15 protein-coding genes are annotated in these 17,676 nt (G+C 67.6%); 9 read left to right on the top strand and 6 right to left on the bottom strand.

Annotated features, from left to right (window positions below; translation table 11 throughout):
- Positions 1–21 precede the first annotated feature (21 nt).
- The 4 genes from CNE_RS12905 to CNE_RS12920 all read right to left on the bottom strand — a co-directional run bounded on the left by CNE_RS12905 (position 22) and on the right by CNE_RS12920 (position 3,496).
- Positions 22–1,053 (bottom strand): threonine aldolase family protein, encoded by a 1,032-nt coding sequence (locus CNE_RS12905; RefSeq protein ID WP_013957552.1) that lies wholly within the window; start codon positions 1,051–1,053, stop codon positions 22–24.
- A 28-nt stretch (positions 1,054–1,081) separates the two neighbouring features.
- Positions 1,082–1,270, bottom strand: coding sequence for a 4-oxalocrotonate tautomerase (locus tag CNE_RS12910; protein ID WP_010813672.1), 189 nt, complete (start codon positions 1,268–1,270; stop codon positions 1,082–1,084).
- Between the two features lie 52 nt (positions 1,271–1,322).
- Positions 1,323–2,099: a class II aldolase/adducin family protein gene (locus CNE_RS12915; protein WP_013957553.1), complete on the bottom strand. Its 777-nt coding sequence runs from the start codon at positions 2,097–2,099 to the stop codon at positions 1,323–1,325.
- A 143-nt stretch (positions 2,100–2,242) separates the two neighbouring features.
- Entirely contained in the window at positions 2,243–3,496 is a 1,254-nt protein-coding gene (locus CNE_RS12920; RefSeq protein WP_013957554.1) for a YbfB/YjiJ family MFS transporter, read from the bottom strand.
- Positions 3,497–3,625: 129 nt separating this feature from the next.
- On the opposite strand from CNE_RS12920, the gene CNE_RS12925 reads away from it, so the two are divergent.
- From CNE_RS12925 to CNE_RS12935, 3 genes are all read left to right on the top strand, one after another.
- A complete protein-coding gene (locus CNE_RS12925; protein WP_013957555.1) occupies positions 3,626–4,519 on the top strand; it encodes a LysR family transcriptional regulator in 894 nt (297 codons plus the stop codon).
- Positions 4,520–4,621: 102 nt separating this feature from the next.
- Positions 4,622–6,124: an NfeD family protein gene (locus CNE_RS12930; RefSeq protein ID WP_238553001.1), complete on the top strand. Its 1,503-nt coding sequence runs from the start codon at positions 4,622–4,624 to the stop codon at positions 6,122–6,124.
- Between the two features lie 2 nt (positions 6,125–6,126).
- Positions 6,127–6,894, top strand: a complete 768-nt coding sequence (locus CNE_RS12935) for a slipin family protein (protein WP_013957557.1) — start codon at positions 6,127–6,129, stop codon at positions 6,892–6,894.
- 62 nt (positions 6,895–6,956) lie between these two features.
- Here CNE_RS12935 and alaS read toward each other — a convergent pair whose 3' ends face one another.
- Positions 6,957–9,581, bottom strand: a complete 2,625-nt coding sequence (alaS, locus tag CNE_RS12940; RefSeq protein ID WP_013957558.1) for an alanine--tRNA ligase — start codon at positions 9,579–9,581, stop codon at positions 6,957–6,959.
- A gap of 298 nt (positions 9,582–9,879) precedes the next feature.
- On the opposite strand from alaS, the gene CNE_RS12945 reads away from it, so the two are divergent.
- The 3 genes from CNE_RS12945 (at position 9,880) to CNE_RS12955 (ending at position 12,681) form a co-directional block, all read left to right on the top strand.
- On the top strand, positions 9,880–11,100 hold the full coding sequence (locus tag CNE_RS12945) for a CaiB/BaiF CoA transferase family protein (protein WP_013957559.1): 1,221 nt from the start codon (positions 9,880–9,882) through the stop codon (positions 11,098–11,100).
- A 101-nt stretch (positions 11,101–11,201) separates the two neighbouring features.
- A complete protein-coding gene (locus CNE_RS12950) occupies positions 11,202–11,657 on the top strand; it encodes a DUF2214 family protein (protein WP_013957560.1) in 456 nt (151 codons plus the stop codon).
- 28 nt (positions 11,658–11,685) lie between these two features.
- The gene (locus CNE_RS12955; RefSeq protein ID WP_013957561.1) at positions 11,686–12,681 is read left to right on the top strand and encodes a tripartite tricarboxylate transporter substrate binding protein; all 996 of its coding nucleotides are present in this window, start codon (positions 11,686–11,688) and stop codon (positions 12,679–12,681) included.
- Between the two features lie 33 nt (positions 12,682–12,714).
- Here CNE_RS12955 and CNE_RS12960 read toward each other — a convergent pair whose 3' ends face one another.
- Entirely contained in the window at positions 12,715–14,511 is a 1,797-nt protein-coding gene (locus CNE_RS12960) for a potassium/proton antiporter (protein WP_013957562.1), read from the bottom strand.
- Between the two features lie 352 nt (positions 14,512–14,863).
- Between CNE_RS12960 and CNE_RS12965 the strand changes: the two genes are divergently transcribed.
- The 3 genes from CNE_RS12965 to CNE_RS12975 all read left to right on the top strand — a co-directional run bounded on the left by CNE_RS12965 (position 14,864) and on the right by CNE_RS12975 (position 17,498).
- Positions 14,864–15,325 (top strand): tripartite tricarboxylate transporter TctB family protein, encoded by a 462-nt coding sequence (locus CNE_RS12965; RefSeq protein ID WP_013957563.1) that lies wholly within the window; start codon positions 14,864–14,866, stop codon positions 15,323–15,325.
- A gap of 13 nt (positions 15,326–15,338) precedes the next feature.
- A complete protein-coding gene (locus tag CNE_RS12970) occupies positions 15,339–16,841 on the top strand; it encodes a tripartite tricarboxylate transporter permease (RefSeq protein ID WP_013957564.1) in 1,503 nt (500 codons plus the stop codon).
- 183 nt (positions 16,842–17,024) lie between these two features.
- Complete coding sequence (locus CNE_RS12975) at positions 17,025–17,498, top strand: aminoacyl-tRNA deacylase (RefSeq protein ID WP_013957565.1); 474 nt, start codon at positions 17,025–17,027, stop codon at positions 17,496–17,498.
- The last annotated feature ends 178 nt before the right edge of the window (positions 17,499–17,676 follow it).

Raw genomic sequence — 17,676 nt, forward strand, 5'->3', positions numbered from 1 at the left:
GTTATAGGTATGGGATGCCGGTCAGGCGCCGCACGCCGTGCGCATATCGGTGGCCAGCGCCTCAACCGTCTGCGGCTGCAGGTCCCATGAACACATGAAACGGCAGCCGCCAGCGCCGATAAAGGTATAGAAGCGCCAGCCCCTGGCGCGCAGCGCCTCGATCGCGGGCAGCGGCAGCTCGGCGAAAACGGCGTTGGACTGCGTCGGGAACATGATGCGAACGCCCGGAATATCGCTGATGCGCTGCTGCAGCAACTGCGCCATCGCATTGGCATGGCGCGCGTTGGCGAGCCATACGTCGTTCTCGAGCAAACCCAGCCACGGCGCGGAGATAAAGCGCATCTTCGACGCCAGCTGCCCGGCCTGCTTGACGCGGTAGGCAAAGTCCTCGGCCAGGCGGCGGTCGAAGAACACCACCGCCTCACCCACCGGCAGGCCGTTCTTGGTGCCGCCGAAGCACAGCACGTCGACGCCGGCGCGCCAGGTGATCTCGGACGGATGCACGCCCAGCGACGCCACCGCATTGGCAAAGCGCGCGCCATCCATATGCACGCGCAGCTGGCGGCGCTTGGCGATGGCGGCGATCGCGCGCACCTCTTCCACGCTGTAGACGGTGCCGACTTCAGTCGACTGCGTCAGCGACACCACCTTGGGCTTGGGGTAATGGATATCGGAGCGGCGCGTGACCAGCGCCTCGACCGCGTCCGGCGTGAGCTTCCCGTCGGCGCCGGGCGCGGTCAGCAGCTTGGAGCCGTTGGAGAAGAACTCCGGGCCGCCGCATTCATCGGTCTCGATATGCGCCAGCTCGTGGCAGATCACCGAGTGGTACGACTGGCACAGCGCCGACAGCGCCAGCGAGTTGGCCGCCGTGCCGTTGAACACGAAGAATACTTCGCAATCGGTCTGGAACAGCTCGCGGATACGGTCGCAGACCTTCTGCGTCCAGGTATCGTCGCCATAGGCCTGTTCGTGGCCGCTCGCGTTGGCTTCCAGGAAATACTTAAGCGATTCGGGGCAGAAGCCGGCGTAGTTGTCAGAGGCGAAGTGCTGCATGGTGTTCAGTGTGGGGCTGCGTGGAACCTTACTTCTTGTCGGCCCAAAGCTCGCCGCCGGTGGCCCAGTTCTCGCGCTTGATGTCGGTGATGATGATGTCGACGGCCGAGGCCGAGCAGCCCAGGGTTTCGCAGCTGACGCGGGTCACTTCCTCGACAAATTTGCGCTTCTGCTCGATGGTACGGCCCTCAAACATTTCGACGTGGAAAGTCGGCATGCAATGCTCCTTTGATGAATGTGGTTGAGTCGCGGCGGGAAACCAGTCCCGCTCAGTCCCGGTATGAAGGATCGATTCTATCCAGTTTGCGCAGCAGCGCGGGCCACTCCATCACGCCTTCGACGGCGCCGTTGTCGTAGAGCTGCTCAGAGGTCTTGTCCGCCACAGCCGCGCCGGGCTGCACCAGCGCACCGCCCGCCTGCGCGGCAATCTGGACCTCGCAGGCCTTGATCAGCGTCGCCATCAGCACATAGGCCTCGGCCACGGTGCGGCCCACCGTCAGCGTGCCGTGGTTGCGCAACAGCATGGCCGGATGCGCACCCAGCGATGCGGTCAGCCGCGCGCCTTCGGCCGGGGTGAAGGCCAGGCCCTCGTAGTCGTGATAGGCCATGCGGCCGTGGAAGCGCATCGCATGTTGCGACAGCGGCAACAGCCCGGCGGCCTGTGCCGATACGGCAATGCCGGCGGTGTTATGCAGGTGCATCACGCACATCGCGTCGGCGCGTGCCGCATGCACCGCGGCGTGCAGCGCAAAGCCGGTCACATTGACCGGATGCACGGTCTCGCCGACGACCTCGCCGCGGCCGTTGATCTTGACCAGGTCGCTGGCGCCGATCTCGTCGAAGGCAAAACCGAAGGGATTGATCAGGAAGTGGCCGGGCTCGCCCGGCACCGTGGCGGAGATATGGGTGTAGATCAGGTCATCCCAGCCCTCGCGCGCGGCCAGGCGGTAGGCGGCGGCAAGGTCGACGCGCACGCGCTGTTCTTCGGCGGAAACGGGCTGGATGGGGGCACCCGCGGCACGCGCGGGCTGCAAGGCAAAAGACATGGGGTCGCTCCTGCGCCGCCCGGTCTCGCGTGCCGGGTACGGCCCCGGCCTTCTGTGCCGCGCCACGGGCTGCGCGCTGGGCGCGGCAGCCGCTCGCGTGGCGCGCCTGGCGGCAAAGGCAATACTTTAGCGCACCTTGCCGATCAGCTCCGGGCGGTCCCCGCCGGCCAGGCGCGGCGCATCCAGGCGAACACCAGCGCGCCGAGCAGCAGCGCCGCTGCCGCGCACGCCAGTGAACTGGCGAAGCCCCCGGTGCGTGCCACCAGCGCGGTCGCCAGCGGCGGCCCGGCGATCTGGCCCAAGCCGTAGGATGCCGTCATCAGGCCCATCAGCCGCGCCGCGTGCGGCCCCCACAGGCGCCGCGCCTCGCGCATCGCAAAGGCCACCAGCGCGGTGAACGGCAGCCCCGCCAGCAGGCTGCTCAGGGCAAAGCCGGCCACGGTGGGGAACACCACCGCGATCGCCACGCCCAGCGCCTGCATGCCGTACAGCAGCGTCAGCAGCTTGCGGTTGTCGTGCGCCATGCCGACCCGCGTGGCCAAGAACGCGCCCACCGCCACGCCCGCGCCGAAGATTGGCCAGAACAGGTCGGCCCAGACCGTGCCGGGCAGCGCCTCGCGCGCAATCACCGGCAGGAAGGTCGCGGTGATGATGTAGCCGAAGCCGGCCAGGCCGTAGGCAAAGGTCAGCGCCCAGGTCTGGGCATCGAGCCGCGCGGCGGCGGTATCGGCTGCCGCCTGGGACGGTGCAGCCGCTGCCGCCACCGCAGGCTCCGCGACGAAGATCCGCCAGACCGCCGCCACCAGCACCACCGCCAGCGCCGTGAAGGCGAGCCAGCCGTAGTCCGCGTTCCAGCCCGCGCCCACCATGCCGGATGCACCGAGCCCGGTGACGACAATGCCCAGCCCCGGCCCGCAGAAAATCAGCCCGGCGAGTTCCGGCTTGCCCAGTTCGGCCAGCCGCTGCAGGCACCAGCCCGAGGTGTAGACCAGCACCACTGCGCTGGCCACGCCTGCGGCGGCGCGCCACAGCGACCAGGCCGGCATGCCGCCCGGCAGGGCCATGCCCAGCGTCAGCAGCACCGTTGCGACCAGGCCCCAGCGCACCATGCGCACCGCGTCGGGCCGGATGAACATGCACACGGCGGCGCCGGCGAAGTAGCCGATGTAGTTGACCGTGGCCAGCCAGCCGCCCTGATGCAGCGTGACGGTGCCGTCATGCAGCATCATCGGCAGCAGCGGCGTGAAGGCAAAGCGGCCGATGCCCATCACCACCGCCAGCGACACCAAGCCGGCCATGGCTACCGCCACCGCGCCGGCTTCGCGCCGTGCCGACGCCCGGGTGGCCAGGCGCGCGGCGGCGGGGTGTTCAGGGTCGAGGCTGTGGGGGTTCGGCATGGCTGGGGCTGGCGGGGGCAGCGGTTGCATTGCGATGCCTGTATGCTACGCTGGCTTTATCATCCCCAAAAATGAATTATCAAGATGCCATGCATCTTGATAAGAGATGGATAGCCTCAGGAGTCCCGCATGGACCTTGCCGCCCTCGAAATCTTCCGCGCCGTCGTCGAAGCCGGCGGCATCACCCGTGCGGCCGAGCGGCTGCACCGGGTGCAGTCCAATGTCACCACGCGCATCCGCCAGCTGGAGCAATCGCTCGGGGTCGACCTGTTCGTGCGCGACGGCCGGCGCATGGTGCTGACGCCATCCGGGCAGACCCTGTTCGACTATGCCTGCCGCATCCTCAGCATGACCGAAGAGGCACGCCAGGCCGTGCTGCCGGCGCGGCCGCACGGCCGGCTGCGCATCGCCTCGATGGAGAGCACCGCCGCCAGCCGCCTGCCCAATGTGCTGGCCGCGTACCACCAGGCCTGGCCCGACGTGCAGCTGGAGCTGGTGACGCTGGCCACGCGCCAGGCGCTGGATGCGCTGGCACGCTTCGAGGTGGAATGCGCCTTTGTCGCCGAGCCACTGACCGACCCGGGGCTGAGCGCGGTCCCGGTGTTCGAGGAAGAGCTGGTGGTGATCACGCGCGATCGCCATCGCCCGGTACACACCGCGGCCGACCTGGAGGTGCCGACGCTGCTGGCGTTCGAGCCCGGCTGCAACTACCGCGCCCGGCTGGAGAACTGGTATGTGATCGGCGATGCGCCGACGCCGCGCGTGCTGCAACTGAGCTCGTACCATGCCATCGTCGCCTGCGTGGCAGCCGGCATCGGTGCGGCGATCGTGCCCCGCTCGGTGCTGGGGCTGTACCGCGACCTGCCCGCCATCCGCCAGCACAGCCTGGGCGCGGCCGGCCGCGTGCGCACGCTGCTGGCCTGGCATCCGTCCATGGCCAGCGCGGCCCTGCATGCGCTGATCGACACCCTCACCACCCAATCACCCGGCCCCTCGGCCAGGCCCGACCTGGCGGCGGCCTGAGCGCCTGGCGCGGGGGCCCGAGGCAGCCCGCGTGCAAGATGTGCCCGGTGGCCTACACTTGAAGTGGCGCCATCACGGCACCTCGCGTGCCCCGCCCCCCTCATGAAACCTGCCACCGCGCTGCTGCGGGTCCTTCGGCCGATGTCCGGCCGGCTGCTGGCCGGCCTGGCCATGGTGTGCGCCGCGCTCGCCGCCCTCGCCGGTCCGGGCGCCCGTGCGGGACCGCCCTCCGGCGCCTCGGCGCCCGCCGCGACGGTCACGACCACGGCAACCGCGCCGGTCTACGTGATTCCGCTCAAGGGTGCGGTCAGCCCCGCCAGCGCCAGCTTTATCCTGCGCAGCATGGAACGCGCGCGCGCGGGCGGCGCTCAGCTGGTGGTGCTGGAAATGGACACCCCGGGCGGGCTGGACGCGTCGATGCGCGAGATCATCCAGGCCATCCTGGCCTCGCCGGTGCCGGTGGCCAGCTATGTCTATCCCGGCGGCGCGCGCGCGGCCAGCGCCGGCACCTACATCCTCTACGCCAGCCATATCGCGGCGATGGCGCCGGGCACCAACCTGGGCGCGGCCACCCCGGTGCAGGTCGGCATTGGCGGGCCGCAGAAGCCCGAGGCCCTGCCTGGCGCCAAGCCCGCCTCGGCCCCCGCCAGCGAGCCCGCAGGGGGCGACACCATGGCGCGCAAGCAGATGCACGACGCCTCGGCCTATATCCGCGGCCTGGCGCAGCTGCGCGGACGCAACGCTGAATGGGCTGAGCGCGCCGTGCGCGAGTCGGTCAGCCTGTCCGCTGACGAGGCCCTGGCCCAGCGCGTGGTCGACCTGGTCGCCCCCGACCTGCCCGCGCTGTTGCGCCAGGTTGAAGGCCGCACGATCACCGCTGCCGGCGGCAAGGCCAGCGTGCTGCGCACTGCCAATGCGCCGGTGGTGACGCTGGAACCCGACTGGCGCAACCGCTTCCTGGCCGTGATCACCGAGCCCAGCGTGGCGCTGCTGCTGATGATGATCGGCATCTACGGCCTGATCTTCGAGTTCTCCACGCCGGGCATGGTGGTGCCCGGCGTGGCCGGTGCGATCTGCCTGCTGGTGGCGCTGTTCGCGCTGCATATGCTGCCCGTGAACTACGCCGGGCTGGCGCTGGTGGCGCTGGGCATCGGCTGCATGGTGGCGGAGCTGTTCCTGCCGACTTTCGGCGCATTGGGCGTGGGCGGCATCATCGCCTTCGCCTTTGGCGCGGTGATGCTGATCGAAACCGACGTGCCGGGCTTCGGCGTGCCGCTGCCGATGGTGGCGGCCATGTCGGCATTGTCCGCGATCTTTGTGTTTGGCATGTCGGCGATGCTGGTGCGCGCGCGCAAGCGCCCGGTGGTCAGCGGCGCCGAGGCGCTGGTCGGCATGCGTGGCGAAGTGCTGGACGACCTGCGCGAAGAAGGCTGGGCCTCGGTGCGCGGCGAGACCTGGCGCGTGCACAGCGCCAGCCCTTTGCCGCGCGGCACGCCGGTGGTTGTCACCGCGCGCAACGGCCTGGTGCTTGAAGTCATCGCGGCCGGCAACGCCCCCCTTGCTCCGCCCCCCCCATCCCAACCGACGCCAGACAAGGGAGCCTGACCATGGCCTACGGATTCAGCTTCGGCGGTGTGATCTTCCTGCTGGCACTGCTGGTGATCACCTCGTTCCGCGTGCTGCGCGAATACGAACGCGGCGTGGTGTTCATGCTCGGACGCTTCTGGCGGGTCAAGGGCCCGGGCCTGGTGCTGCTGATCCCCGCCGTGCAGCAGATGGTCAGGGTGGATCTGCGCACGGTGGTAATGGACGTGCCGCCGCAGGACGTGATTTCGCGCGACAACGTCTCGGTGAAGGTCAATGCGGTGGTGTACTTCCGCGTGGTCGATCCGGAGCGCGCCATCATCCAGGTGGCGAACTTCCTGGAAGCCACCAGCCAACTGGCGCAGACTACGCTGCGCTCGGTGCTGGGCAAGCACGAACTGGACGAGATGCTGGCGGAGCGCGAGAAGCTGAATCTGGACATCCAGCAGGCGCTGGACGCCCAGACCGACGGCTGGGGCATCAAGGTCTCGAACGTCGAGATCAAGCATGTCGACCTGAACGAAACCATGATCCGCGCGATTGCGCGGCAGGCCGAGGCCGAACGCGAGCGGCGCGCCAAGGTGATCCATGCCGAGGGCGAACTGCAGGCTTCGGTGAAGCTGCTTGAAGCGGCCCAGATGCTGGCGCGCGAACCGCAGGCCATGCAACTGCGCTACCTGCAGACGCTGACACAGATTGCCGGGGACAAGAGCTCTACCATCGTCTTCCCGCTGCCGATCGACATTCTCAACCGGCTCGCCGGCAAGCCGCCCGGCGACGAGCGCCCATAGAAAATGGCGCCGAAGCGCCATTAGCAGTTGCCGGGCCTGAGAGGGTCGCCCCCCTCAGCGAGTCAGATCTTGCCCGCCACCCACTCGCTGACACCTGCCAGCGCCTGCGGCAGCTTGGCCGGCTCGGTGCCGCCAGCCTGTGCCATATCGGGACGGCCACCACCCTTGCCGCCCACCTGCTGGGCGACAAAGTTGACCAGCTCACCAGCCTTGACCTTGCCCGTGGCATCGGCCGTGACGCCAGCGATCAGGCTGACCTTGCCGTCGGACACCGCACCCAGCACGATGGCCGCGCTCTGCAGCTTGTCCTTGAGCTTGTCCATGGTCTCGCGCAGGGTCTTGACGTCGGCGCCGTCCAGTTGCGCGGCCAGCACCTTCAGGCCCTTGATGTCGACCGCCTGCGCGGCCAGCTCGTCGCCCTGCGAGGCGGCCAGCTTGCTCTTCAGGCGTTCCAGCTCCTTCTCCAGCGCGCGCACCTGGTCCTGCACCTGGCCGATGCGCGGCACCAGCTCGGACGGCTGGGCCTTCAGCACGGCGGCGGCTTCGTTCAGCCTGGCATCCAGGCCCTGCAGGTAGTGCAGCGCGTTGTCGCCGGTAATGGCTTCGACGCGGCGGATGCCGGCGGCAACGCCGCCTTCCACCACGATCTTGAACAGGCCGATATCGCCGGTGCGGTGCACGTGGGTGCCGCCGCACAGTTCCTTCGAGGTGCCGATCGACAGCACGCGCACGTCGTCGGCGTACTTCTCGCCGAACAGTGCCATCGCGCCGCTCTTGACCGCGTCGTCGAACGGCATGATCTCGGCGTGCGTGTCGTCGTTGCGCAGGATCTCGGCGTTGACAATCTCTTCCACGCGGCGGATCTGCTCGTCGGTCAGCGCCGCGTTGTGTGAGAAGTCGAAGCGGGTCTTGTCCGCATCCACCAGCGAGCCCTTCTGCTGCACGTGGCTGCCCAGCACTTCACGCAGGGCCTTGTGCATCAGGTGGGTGGCCGAGTGGTTGCGCACGGTGCGCGCACGGCGCTGCGCGTCGACCTGGGCCGACACGGCGTCGCCCACCTTGAGCGCGCCGCTTTGCAGCGTGCCCTGGTGGCCGAACACGTCGGCCTGGATCTTGGTCGTGTCAGCCACGGTGAAGACAGCATTGCCTGCCTTCAGCACGCCCTGGTCACCGGCCTGGCCGCCGGATTCGGCGTAGAACGGGGTGTTGTCAAGCACTACCACGCCAGTCTGGCCCGGCTGCATGGCGTCGACCGCGGCGCCGTCCACATATAGCGCGGTGACCTTGGCCTGCGGCAGTTCCAGCTTCTCGTAGCCGTGGAACACGGTCTTGTCGCCGGTGTACTCCAGGCCGGCGGCCATCTTGAACTTGCCGGCGGCGCGCGCCTGCTCGCGCTGGCGGTTCATGGCCGCGTCGAAGGCGGCCTCGTCCACGCCGATTTCCTGCTCGCGGCACACGTCCTGCGTCAGGTCCAGCGGGAAGCCGAAGGTGTCGTGCAGCTTGAATGCGAGTTCGCCGTCCAGCGTCTTGCCACCCTTGAGCTTCAGGTCGGCCAGCGCGGCGTCCAGGATCGACATGCCGTTCTCGATGGTCTCGAAGAAGCGCTCTTCCTCGGCCTTCAGCACTTCGGTCACGCGCGACTGCGCCTCGGCCAGCTCGGGATAGGCCTGGCCCATCTGCTCGACCAGATCGGCCACCATCTTGTGGAAGAACGGGGTCTTCTGGCCCAGCTTGTAGCCGTGGCGGATGGCGCGGCGGATGATCCGGCGCAGCACGTAGCCGCGGCCTTCGTTGCCGGGGATCACGCCATCGACGATCAGGAACGAGCACGCGCGGATATGGTCGGCAATGACCTTGAGCGAGTTCTGGTTCAGGTTGTCGATATGCGTTTCACGCGCGGCGGCCTTGATCAGTGCCTGGAACAGGTCGATCTCATAGTTGCTGTGCACGTGCTGCAGCACCGCGGCAATGCGCTCCAGGCCCATGCCGGTGTCCACGCACGGCTTGGGCAGTGGCGTCATGTTGCCCTGCTCGTCACGGTTGAACTGCATAAACACCAGGTTCCAGACCTCGATGTAGCGGTCGCCGTCTTCCTCGGGCGATCCGGGGGGGCCGCCCCACACGTCCGGGCCGTGGTCGTAGAAGATCTCCGAGCACGGGCCGCACGGGCCGGTGTCGGCCATCTGCCAGAAGTTGTCCGACGCGTAGCGCGCGCCCTTGTTGTCGCCGATGCGCACGATGCGCTCGGCCGGCACGCCCACTTCCTTGGCCCAGATGTCGTAGGCCTCGTCGTCTTCCGCGTAGACCGTCACCCACAGCTTTTCAGCCGGCAGCTGGTAGGTCTTGGTCAGCAGTTCCCACGCGTACAGGATGGCATCGCGCTTGAAGTAGTCGCCAAACGAGAAGTTGCCCAGCATCTCGAAGAACGTATGGTGGCGCGCGGTGTAGCCCACGTTCTCCAGGTCATTGTGCTTGCCGCCGGCGCGCACCGAGCGCTGCGCCGACGTGGCGCGGGTGTACGGGCGCTTGTCGGTGCCCAGGAACACGTCCTTGAACTGCACCATGCCGGAGTTGGTGAACAGCAGCGTCGGGTCGTTCGCCGGCACCAGGCTGGACGAGCGGACCACGGTATGGCCCTTCGATTCGAAGAACTGCAGGAACTTGCTGCGAATGTCTGAGACTTTCATGGGATGGCGGACGCTTGCCCTGGCGTGGCCGGGCGCGACGAATCAGTATGGGATTTGCAAACCGTTGATTATACGGGCAAGGCAGCCTGCCGGGCACGCCAGGCATGGCGCCGGGGAGCCGGCCGGCTATCGCCCAAATCCCATCGCCGCAAGAGCCTCATAAAGCACTCAAAGCCGCACCGGCGATTTGCCGGTGGTACAGTGCAGCCAACCCGCGCCGGCCTCTGTTTGCAGGGGCGCGCCGACCTCGCGCTGTTCCGACCGATCCCCCGCCTTACCCACTGCACTGACTACCGCCATGGGAGCTTTAAGCCATCTCCGCGTCCTCGACCTGACCCGCGTTCTCGCCGGGCCGTGGTGCGCCCAGAACCTTGCCGATTTCGGCGCCGACGTGATCAAGATCGAGCGCCCCGGCGCCGGCGACGACACCCGCACCTGGGGCCCGCCCTGGCTCAAGGACGAGGACGGCCGCGACACCGCCGAAGCCGCCTACTACCTGGCCGCCAACCGCAACAAGCGCTCGGTGACCTGTGACATCAGCACGCCGGAAGGCCAGCAGATCGTGCGCGAGCTGGCGGCGCAGAGCGATGTGGTGCTGGAGAACTACAAGGTCGGCCAGCTCAGGAAGTACGGCCTGGACTACGAGACGCTCAGGCAGGTCAAACCCGACCTGATCTACTGCTCGGTCACCGGCTTCGGCCAGACCGGCCCGTACGCCGCACGCCCCGGCTACGACTTCATCATCCAGGGCATGGGCGGCTTCATGAGCCTGACCGGCGAGCGCGACGACCTGCCTGGCGGCGGCCCGCAGAAGGCCGGCGTGGCCATTTCCGACCTGATGACCGGTCAGTACGCCACCATCGCCGTGCTGGCGGCGCTGGCGCACCGCGACCGCACCGGCGAGGGCCAGTACATCGACATGGCGCTGCTGGACGTGCAGGTGGCGATGCTGGCCAACATGAACACCAACTACCTGGCCAGCGGCGAGGCGCCGCGCCGCTGGGGCAATGCGCACCCCAATATCGTCCCCTACCAGACCTTCCAGGCCGCCGATGGCTGGATCATCGTGGCGGTGGGCAACGACGGGCAGTTCCGCAAGTTCGTCACCGACGGCGGCAAGCCCGAGCTGGCCGACGACCCGCGCTTTGCCACCAACCCGCAGCGCGTGGCCAACCGCGACGTGCTGGTGCCAATCCTGGCCGAGATGGTGCGCCCGCGCACCCGCGCCCAATGGATCCGCGACCTGGAGGCCGCCGGCGTGCCGTGCGGCCCGATCAACACCCTCGACGACGTGTTCGAGGACGACCAGGTCAAGGCGCGCGGCCTGCGCGTGGACCTGCCCCACCCCAGCGCCGGCGAGGTCAAGCTGGTGGGCAGCCCGATCAAGATGAGCGCCACGCCGCCGCAGGCGCTGCGCCACCCGCCGCTTCTGGGCGAGCACACCGACACGGTGCTGGCCGACACGCTGGGCTACAGCCCTGAGCAGATCGAAGCACTGCGTGCAAAGGGTGTGCTGTAAGATTCTCCTCCTGCCGGCGGCCGGCCCTGGTGTCCTGGCCTGCCGCCGGTGCCTTCCCGAAGCAGTTCAGTCCCCACTGAAGCAAAGGCAAAGGAGAATCCATGCTGACCGACGCCATACTGGCTTTCCTGCATTTCCTTGCGATCTTCGTCCTGATCACCCTGATGGCTGCCGAGGCGGTGGTGTTGCGCCCGGAAATCACGCCGGCCGCGGTGCGGCGCCTGTCGCTGTACGACCTGTTCTATTTCCTGTCGGCGATGGTGGTGCTGGGCACCGGCCTGCTGCGCCTGTTCTACGGCGCCAAGGGCGTTGACTTCTACCTGCACAACCCGTGGTTCCACGCCAAGGTGGGTGTGTTCGTGCTGATCGCGCTGTGCTCGCTGCCGCCGACCTTTGCCATCGCGCGCTGGCGCAAGCAGGCGCGCCGGCTGCCGGATTACGTGCCGCCGCCGTCCGAGCTGAAGGCCGCCCGCCGCTGGGTGATGATCGAAGCCCACCTGCTGATCCTGCTGCCGCTGTGCGCGGTCATGATGGCGCGGGGCATCGGCGCCAGATAAATATTCCAATCCCCCTGAAGTCCGAGACATGCTGAAGAAACTGCTTGCCGCCGCGCTGACCGCGGCCCTGCTGCCCGCCGCCGCCGTGGCAGCCACCAATGCCTACCCGACCAAGCCCGTCCGCTTCGTGGTGCCCTACCCCGCCGGCGGCCCGCTGGACACCGTCGCGCGCGCCATCGGCGAGAAGCTGCGCGACAGCCTGGGCCAGCCGGTGGTGGTCGAGAACAAGCCCGGCGCGGGCGGCAACCTGGGCGCGGACTACGTCGCCAAGCAGCCGGCCGACGGCTACACCATCGTCATGGGCGCGGTGGCCACGCACGCCATCAACCCGACGCTGTTCAGCAAGATGCCGTACGACCCCGTCAAGGACTTCGCGCCGATCACGCTGGTGGCCGACGTGCCTAACGTGCTGGTGATGCACCCGGGCAAGGCCGCCGAGCTGCACATCAACAACCTGCGCGACCTGGTCGCGTACGCGCGCAAGAACCCGGGCAAGCTGGACTACGCCTCGGGCGGCAACGGCAGCGCCGGCCACCTGTCGGGCGAGCTGTTCAAGAGCATGGCGAAGATCAGCATGGTCCATATCCCGTACAACGGCGCGTCGCCGGCGCAGCTGTCGGTGCTGTCGGGCCAGACCGACCTGATCTTCGACAACCTGGCTTCGGCCTCGGCCAATATCAAGGCGGGCAAGCTGAAGGCCTTTGCGGTCACCACTGCCAGCCGCGCCGCGGCCTTCCCGGAACTGCCGACCATTGCGGAAGCCGGCAAGGGGCTGGGCCTGGAAGGCTTCGACATCTCGACGTGGTTCGGCGTGTTCGCGCCGGCCAACACCCCGCGCGAGATCGTCGAGCGGCTTAACCATGAGATCGTGGCAATCCTGAAGACCGACGAGATGAAGGCACGCCTGGCCCGCATCGGCGCACAGCCGGCACCGACCACACCCGAGCAGTTCGCGGCGCTGATCCAGCGCGAACTGAAGAAATACGCGCAGATCGTGAAGGTGTCCGGGGCGAAGGTGGATTAGCGAAAAAGGCGGCCATGGCCGCCTTTCTTGTTCCTACTCCGCTTCGGCGCCCTCGCCACTGCGCGCGCCGCCATCCTTTTTCCGCCGCGGCCATAGCCGCCCGCCCGAATCCCCCTCCAGCCGCGGCAGCAACAGCCCCACCTGCAGGATTTGCGCGCCCTCCATGCGCGTCACCGTCAGCGGCAGGCCGGCGATCTCGACGCTGTCGCCCTCCACCGGCGGCGAGGTGAACGCTCGTAGCATGGCAGCCTCCAGCGTCAGCGGCGCTTCTTGCGGCGTCAGCGCGCGCGTGCCGTACAGCACCGCCACATCGCGCAGCAGCGCATCGCCCGACAACAGGAAATCATGCGAGGCCTGCTCCCAGGTGGGCGCGCGGCCCAGCGCCTGGAACAGCGCCGACAGCATCGGCAGGGTCGTCACCGGCGCCAGCACCGAGACGCTGTCGCCGGCGCGCAGCACGGTCTGGTCCAGCGCCGCCAGCGCATCGTCGCGCGCCACCGTCAGCAGCCGGCAGCGCGGCGGCAGCTCCAGCTGGTCGGCGCGCACGTTCTCCACCGGCGCATTGGGCCCCACCTCGAACTGCATCACCTCCAGGATCGGCGCGCGCGTGCCGCGCAGGCGCGAACGCGCCAGCGGCTCGGGGTAGCCGGGGCGCCGCACCCGCGCCAGGCGCGCGGCCACCGACACCGTGGTGCCCTGGAACAGCAGGCTGGCCAGCACCACGGCAAAGGCGATGCGGAACAGCAGCCCCGCTTGCGGCACCTCGCGCAGCAGCGGAAACAGCGCCAGTACGATCGGCACCGCGCCGCGCAGGCCCATCCAGGCGATAAAGCCGGTCTCGCGCGCATTGAAGCGGAACGGCAGCAGCGCCAGCCACACCGCCACCGGCCGCGCCACCAGCATCAGGAAGGCCGCCACGGCCACGGCCGGGCCGGCCACCTCCCAGATCCGGTGCGGCGCCACCAGCAGGCCGAGCAGCAGGAACATGGCCGACTGCGCCAGCCAGGCCATGCCGTCCATGGCGCGCATGGTGTCCGACGTCACCGCGCGCTCTCGGTTGCCGATCAGCATGCCGGTCAAGTACACCGCCAGGAAACCGCTGCCGCCGGCGCTCTGCACGAGCGCGAACACCATCGCGCCGCCCGAGCACAGCAGGATCGCCTGCAGCCCTTCGGCCACGCGGATGCGCTCCAGCACGCGGGCCAGGCAATAGCCGAGCGCCAGGCCGAGCAGCCCGCCCACGCCGAACTGCACCAGCAGCCGCGTGACCAGGCCCAGCGGCGTCAGACCGTCAGGCGCGGTCAGCCATTCGATCAGTGTCAGGGTCAGGAAGATCGCCATCGGGTCGTTGATGCCCGACTCGATCTCGAGCACGCTCGCCACCCGGTCCTTCAGCCGGATGCCGCTGCTATTGAGCATCGAGAACACCGCGGCCGCGTCGGTCGAGCCGACGATGGCACCAAGCAGCAGCCCGAGCCGCCAGTCGATGCCCAGCAGCCACGCGGCGAACACGCCGACCAGCGCTGCCGTCACCAGCACCCCCACGGTCGCCAGCGACAGCGAAGGCTTCAGCGCCACCCTGAAGGTGGCAAAGCGCGTGCGCAGCCCGCCATCGAGCAGGATCACCGCCAGCGCCAGGTTGCCGACCAGGAAGCTGAGCCAGGTGTCGGAGAAGCGGATGCCGCCCGGGCCGTCCACGCCGGCCAGCATGCCCACGGCCAGGAAGACCAGCAGGAACGGCACGCCCAGGCGTGCCGAAAAGGCGCCCAGCACGATGCCCAGCGACATCACGACGGCGCCGATCAGGATGACGTGGTCGATGCTCTCCAAACCGCTCCTTGCGTTGCATTGTGGTCCCGTTGCGGAACCTTTCAGACCTTTCAGCCAGTCTTCGGCCGTGCGGCGGAAGAACGCCCCGGATGATAGCGCAGCGGCCCCCCGCCACAGCCGGGCGCTTTGCCCGCCAGGCCGCCTCCAGCCTGGCTCGGCAGTGCTTTTAAGCGCTAATTCACTAGGGGATACCCTCAGCATGACCCTGTTTGCAGACATCTGAAAGGTAGCTGAAAGGTCGTCCCCTTAACTTCCACCCTGCCCGCGGGAGGGCCCCGCCCACGGCCTGCATTCATGCAGTGCAGCAAGGGACCCGCCACAGTTTTCATGTGTCTTATCGAGGAGATTCACTTTGCGCATACGTAGCCAAAAGGACTTCGCCTCCGGCCTGCTGTTTATTCTGGTCGGATTCGGCTTTTCCTGGGTCGCACGCGGCTATTCCATGGGAACCGCCGCAAAAATGGGACCGGGATACTTCCCGTTCTGGCTTGGCATTGTGCTCGCCCTGCTGGGCGCGCTGGTGCTGTGGGGTTCGCTGTCTTCCAAGATGGAAGAAGACAACCTCGCCCGCTGGGACATCAAGACGCTGCTGTGGATCCTCGGTTCGGTGGTGCTGTTCGGCCTGCTGCTCAAGCCGCTGGGCATGGTGCTGTCGGTGCTGGTGCTGGTGCTGGTGTCGTCGATGGCCAGCCACGAGTTCAGCTGGAAGGGCGCCATCCTCAACTCGATCATCCTGGTGCTGATCAGCCTGGGCGCGTTCGTGTACGGCATCAACCTGCAGATGCCGGTGTGGCCGGCTTTCCTGGCAAGCTAAGGAGGCCGCCAACATGGAACTACTCGCCAACCTGGGTCTGGGCTTTTCCACCGCCCTGACCTTCCAGAACCTCGCGTACGCCTTCCTGGGCTGCGTGCTGGGTACCCTGATCGGCGTGCTGCCGGGCCTGGGGCCGCTGGCCACCATCGCCATGCTGCTGCCAGTGACCTACACGCTGCCGCCGGTGGCCGCGCTGATCATGCTGGCCGGTATCTACTACGGCGCCCAGTACGGCGGCTCGACCACCGCCATCCTGGTGAACCTGCCTGGTGAATCGTCCTCGGTGGTGACAACCATCGATGGTTACCAGATGGCAAGACGAGGGCGAGCGGGGGTGGCGCTAGCGACAGCGGGCCTAGGCTCGTTCTTCGCCGGCTGCGTGGCCACCCTGATCCTCGCCGCCTTTGCCGCGCCGCTGTCGGAACTGGCCTTCAAGTTCGGCCCCGCCGAATACTTCTCGCTGATGGTGCTGGGCCTGATCGGCGCCGTGGTGCTGGCTTCGGGTTCGCTGGTCAAGGCCATCGCCATGATCGTGCTGGGCCTGCTGCTGGGCCTGGTCGGTACCGACGTGAACTCGGGCGCCGCGCGCTTCTCGTTCGACGTGCCTGAACTGACCGACGGCCTGAACTTCGTCTCGGTGGCAATGGGTGTGTTCGGCTTCGCGGAAATCATCGCGAACCTGGAGCAGAAGGAACATCGCGAAACCTTCACCGACCACATCACCAACCTGTTCCCGACCAAGGAAGATTTCAAGCGCATGATCCCGGCCGTGCTGCGCGGCACGATACTGGGTTCGGCACTGGGTATCCTGCCCGGCGGCGGTGCGGCGCTCGCTTCGTTTGCAGCCTACTCGCTGGAAAAGAAGACCTCGAAGTACTCGCATGAATTCGGCAAGGGTGCGATTGAAGGCGTGGCGGGTCCGGAATCGGCCAACAACGCCGCGGCACAGACTTCGTTCATCCCGCTGCTGACGCTGGGCATTCCGCCCAATGCCGTGATGGCGCTGATGGTCGGTGCGATGACCATCCACAACATCCAGCCCGGTCCGCAGGTGATGACCAGCAACCCGGCGCTGTTCTGGGGCCTGATCGCTTCGATGTGGATCGGCAACTTCATGCTGATCGTGCTGAACCTGCCGCTGATCGGCATCTGGGTAAAGCTGCTGAAGGTACCTTACCGCTACCTGTACCCGGCCATCCTGACGTTCTGCTGCATCGGCGTGTACTCGGTCCAGAACACCACCTTCGACGTGTTCCAGACCGCGGCCTTCGGCGTGATCGGCTACCTGTTCATCAAGCTCAAGTGCGAACCCGCGCCGCTGCTGCTCGGCTTCGTGCTGGGGCCGATGATGGAAGAGAACTTCCGCCGTTCGCTGCTGCTGTCGCGCGGTGACTTCAGCGTGTTCGTGACCCGTCCGCTGTCGCTGGGTCTGCTGATCGCGGCTGCGGTGCTGGTGCTGGTCGTGGCAATGCCGTCGATCAAGTCCAAGCGCGAGGAAGCGTTCCAGGAAGAATAAGCAGGGAATATCGTCGGCCCCAGGGCTGGCGGCACAACACACTAAGGGCACCGCAAGGTGCCCTTTTTTTGTGCTTGCCGACTACGTTATGGCTGGTTCCGCCCCACCGCCACCCGCGCCCCGACAACCTATATTGATAGGACTCGGACAACGGTCGCGCTGCGCGCGTCGGAGGTTGAAATCATGACCATGTCTACCACGCTGGCGAGATGCCTGAGCAAGAAGCAGAGCCAGTTCGACACCGTTCGGCACCCCTACAGCCTCAGCAGCATGGCCACTGCGCAGGCCGCACACATTCCCGGAGACCGATTGGCCAAGACCGTCCTGCTGGAAGACGGCAGCGGCTACGTCGCAGTCGTGATTCCTTCGACTCACCACCTGAAACTGTCGGAGATCTGCGAGCAGACCGGCCGCAAGCTGTCGCTGGCGCATGAGGATGGCGTGCGCGAAGTGTTCCGCGACTGCGACCACGGCGCGATCCCGCCGGTTGGCATGGCGTACGGCACGCAGACCTGGCTCGACGACAGCCTGCTGACGCACCCCGACGTCTACTTCGAGGCGGGCGACCACCAGGAACTGGTGCACATGAGCACCGGGCAGTTCCTCGACCTGATGGCCGACGCGCGGCGCGGGCATTTTGCGCACAGGATGATGTAGACCGGGCATGCCTTGGCAGGCCACGCGGCCGGCGCTTGCCGGCCGCTTTTCTTTGCGTTGGCGATCGCTTCGCCAAGCCGCTCACGCGCGGATGGCAAAAAGCTGCCGCCGCCGGCCACGCTGACCGGCGAAGAATCTTCGCTCACCTCGCGGACCCGGCCCCGTCAGGGCAATGACA

The organism is Cupriavidus necator N-1, from assembly GCF_000219215.1.
In the GTDB taxonomy this organism is placed as follows: Bacteria; Pseudomonadota; Gammaproteobacteria; order Burkholderiales; family Burkholderiaceae; genus Cupriavidus; species Cupriavidus necator.

Coding starts and splice junctions, on each gene's coding strand:
- CNE_RS12915 (WP_013957553.1), bottom strand. CDS start 2,099: ATGTCTTTTGCCTTGCAGCCCGCGCGTGCCGCGGGTGCCCCCATCCAG.
- CNE_RS12975 (WP_013957565.1), top strand. CDS start 17,025: ATGACCATGTCTACCACGCTGGCGAGATGCCTGAGCAAGAAGCAGAGC.
- CNE_RS12925 (WP_013957555.1), top strand. CDS start 3,626: ATGGACCTTGCCGCCCTCGAAATCTTCCGCGCCGTCGTCGAAGCCGGC.
- alaS (WP_013957558.1), bottom strand. CDS start 9,581: ATGAAAGTCTCAGACATTCGCAGCAAGTTCCTGCAGTTCTTCGAATCG.
- CNE_RS12935 (WP_013957557.1), top strand. CDS start 6,127: ATGGCCTACGGATTCAGCTTCGGCGGTGTGATCTTCCTGCTGGCACTG.
- CNE_RS12970 (WP_013957564.1), top strand. CDS start 15,339: ATGGAACTACTCGCCAACCTGGGTCTGGGCTTTTCCACCGCCCTGACC.
- CNE_RS12905 (WP_013957552.1), bottom strand. CDS start 1,053: ATGCAGCACTTCGCCTCTGACAACTACGCCGGCTTCTGCCCCGAATCG.
- CNE_RS12920 (WP_013957554.1), bottom strand. CDS start 3,496: ATGCCGAACCCCCACAGCCTCGACCCTGAACACCCCGCCGCCGCGCGC.
- CNE_RS12955 (WP_013957561.1), top strand. CDS start 11,686: ATGCTGAAGAAACTGCTTGCCGCCGCGCTGACCGCGGCCCTGCTGCCC.
- CNE_RS12945 (WP_013957559.1), top strand. CDS start 9,880: ATGGGAGCTTTAAGCCATCTCCGCGTCCTCGACCTGACCCGCGTTCTC.
- CNE_RS12910 (WP_010813672.1), bottom strand. CDS start 1,270: ATGCCGACTTTCCACGTCGAAATGTTTGAGGGCCGTACCATCGAGCAG.
- CNE_RS12950 (WP_013957560.1), top strand. CDS start 11,202: ATGCTGACCGACGCCATACTGGCTTTCCTGCATTTCCTTGCGATCTTC.
- CNE_RS12930 (WP_238553001.1), top strand. CDS start 4,622: ATGAAACCTGCCACCGCGCTGCTGCGGGTCCTTCGGCCGATGTCCGGC.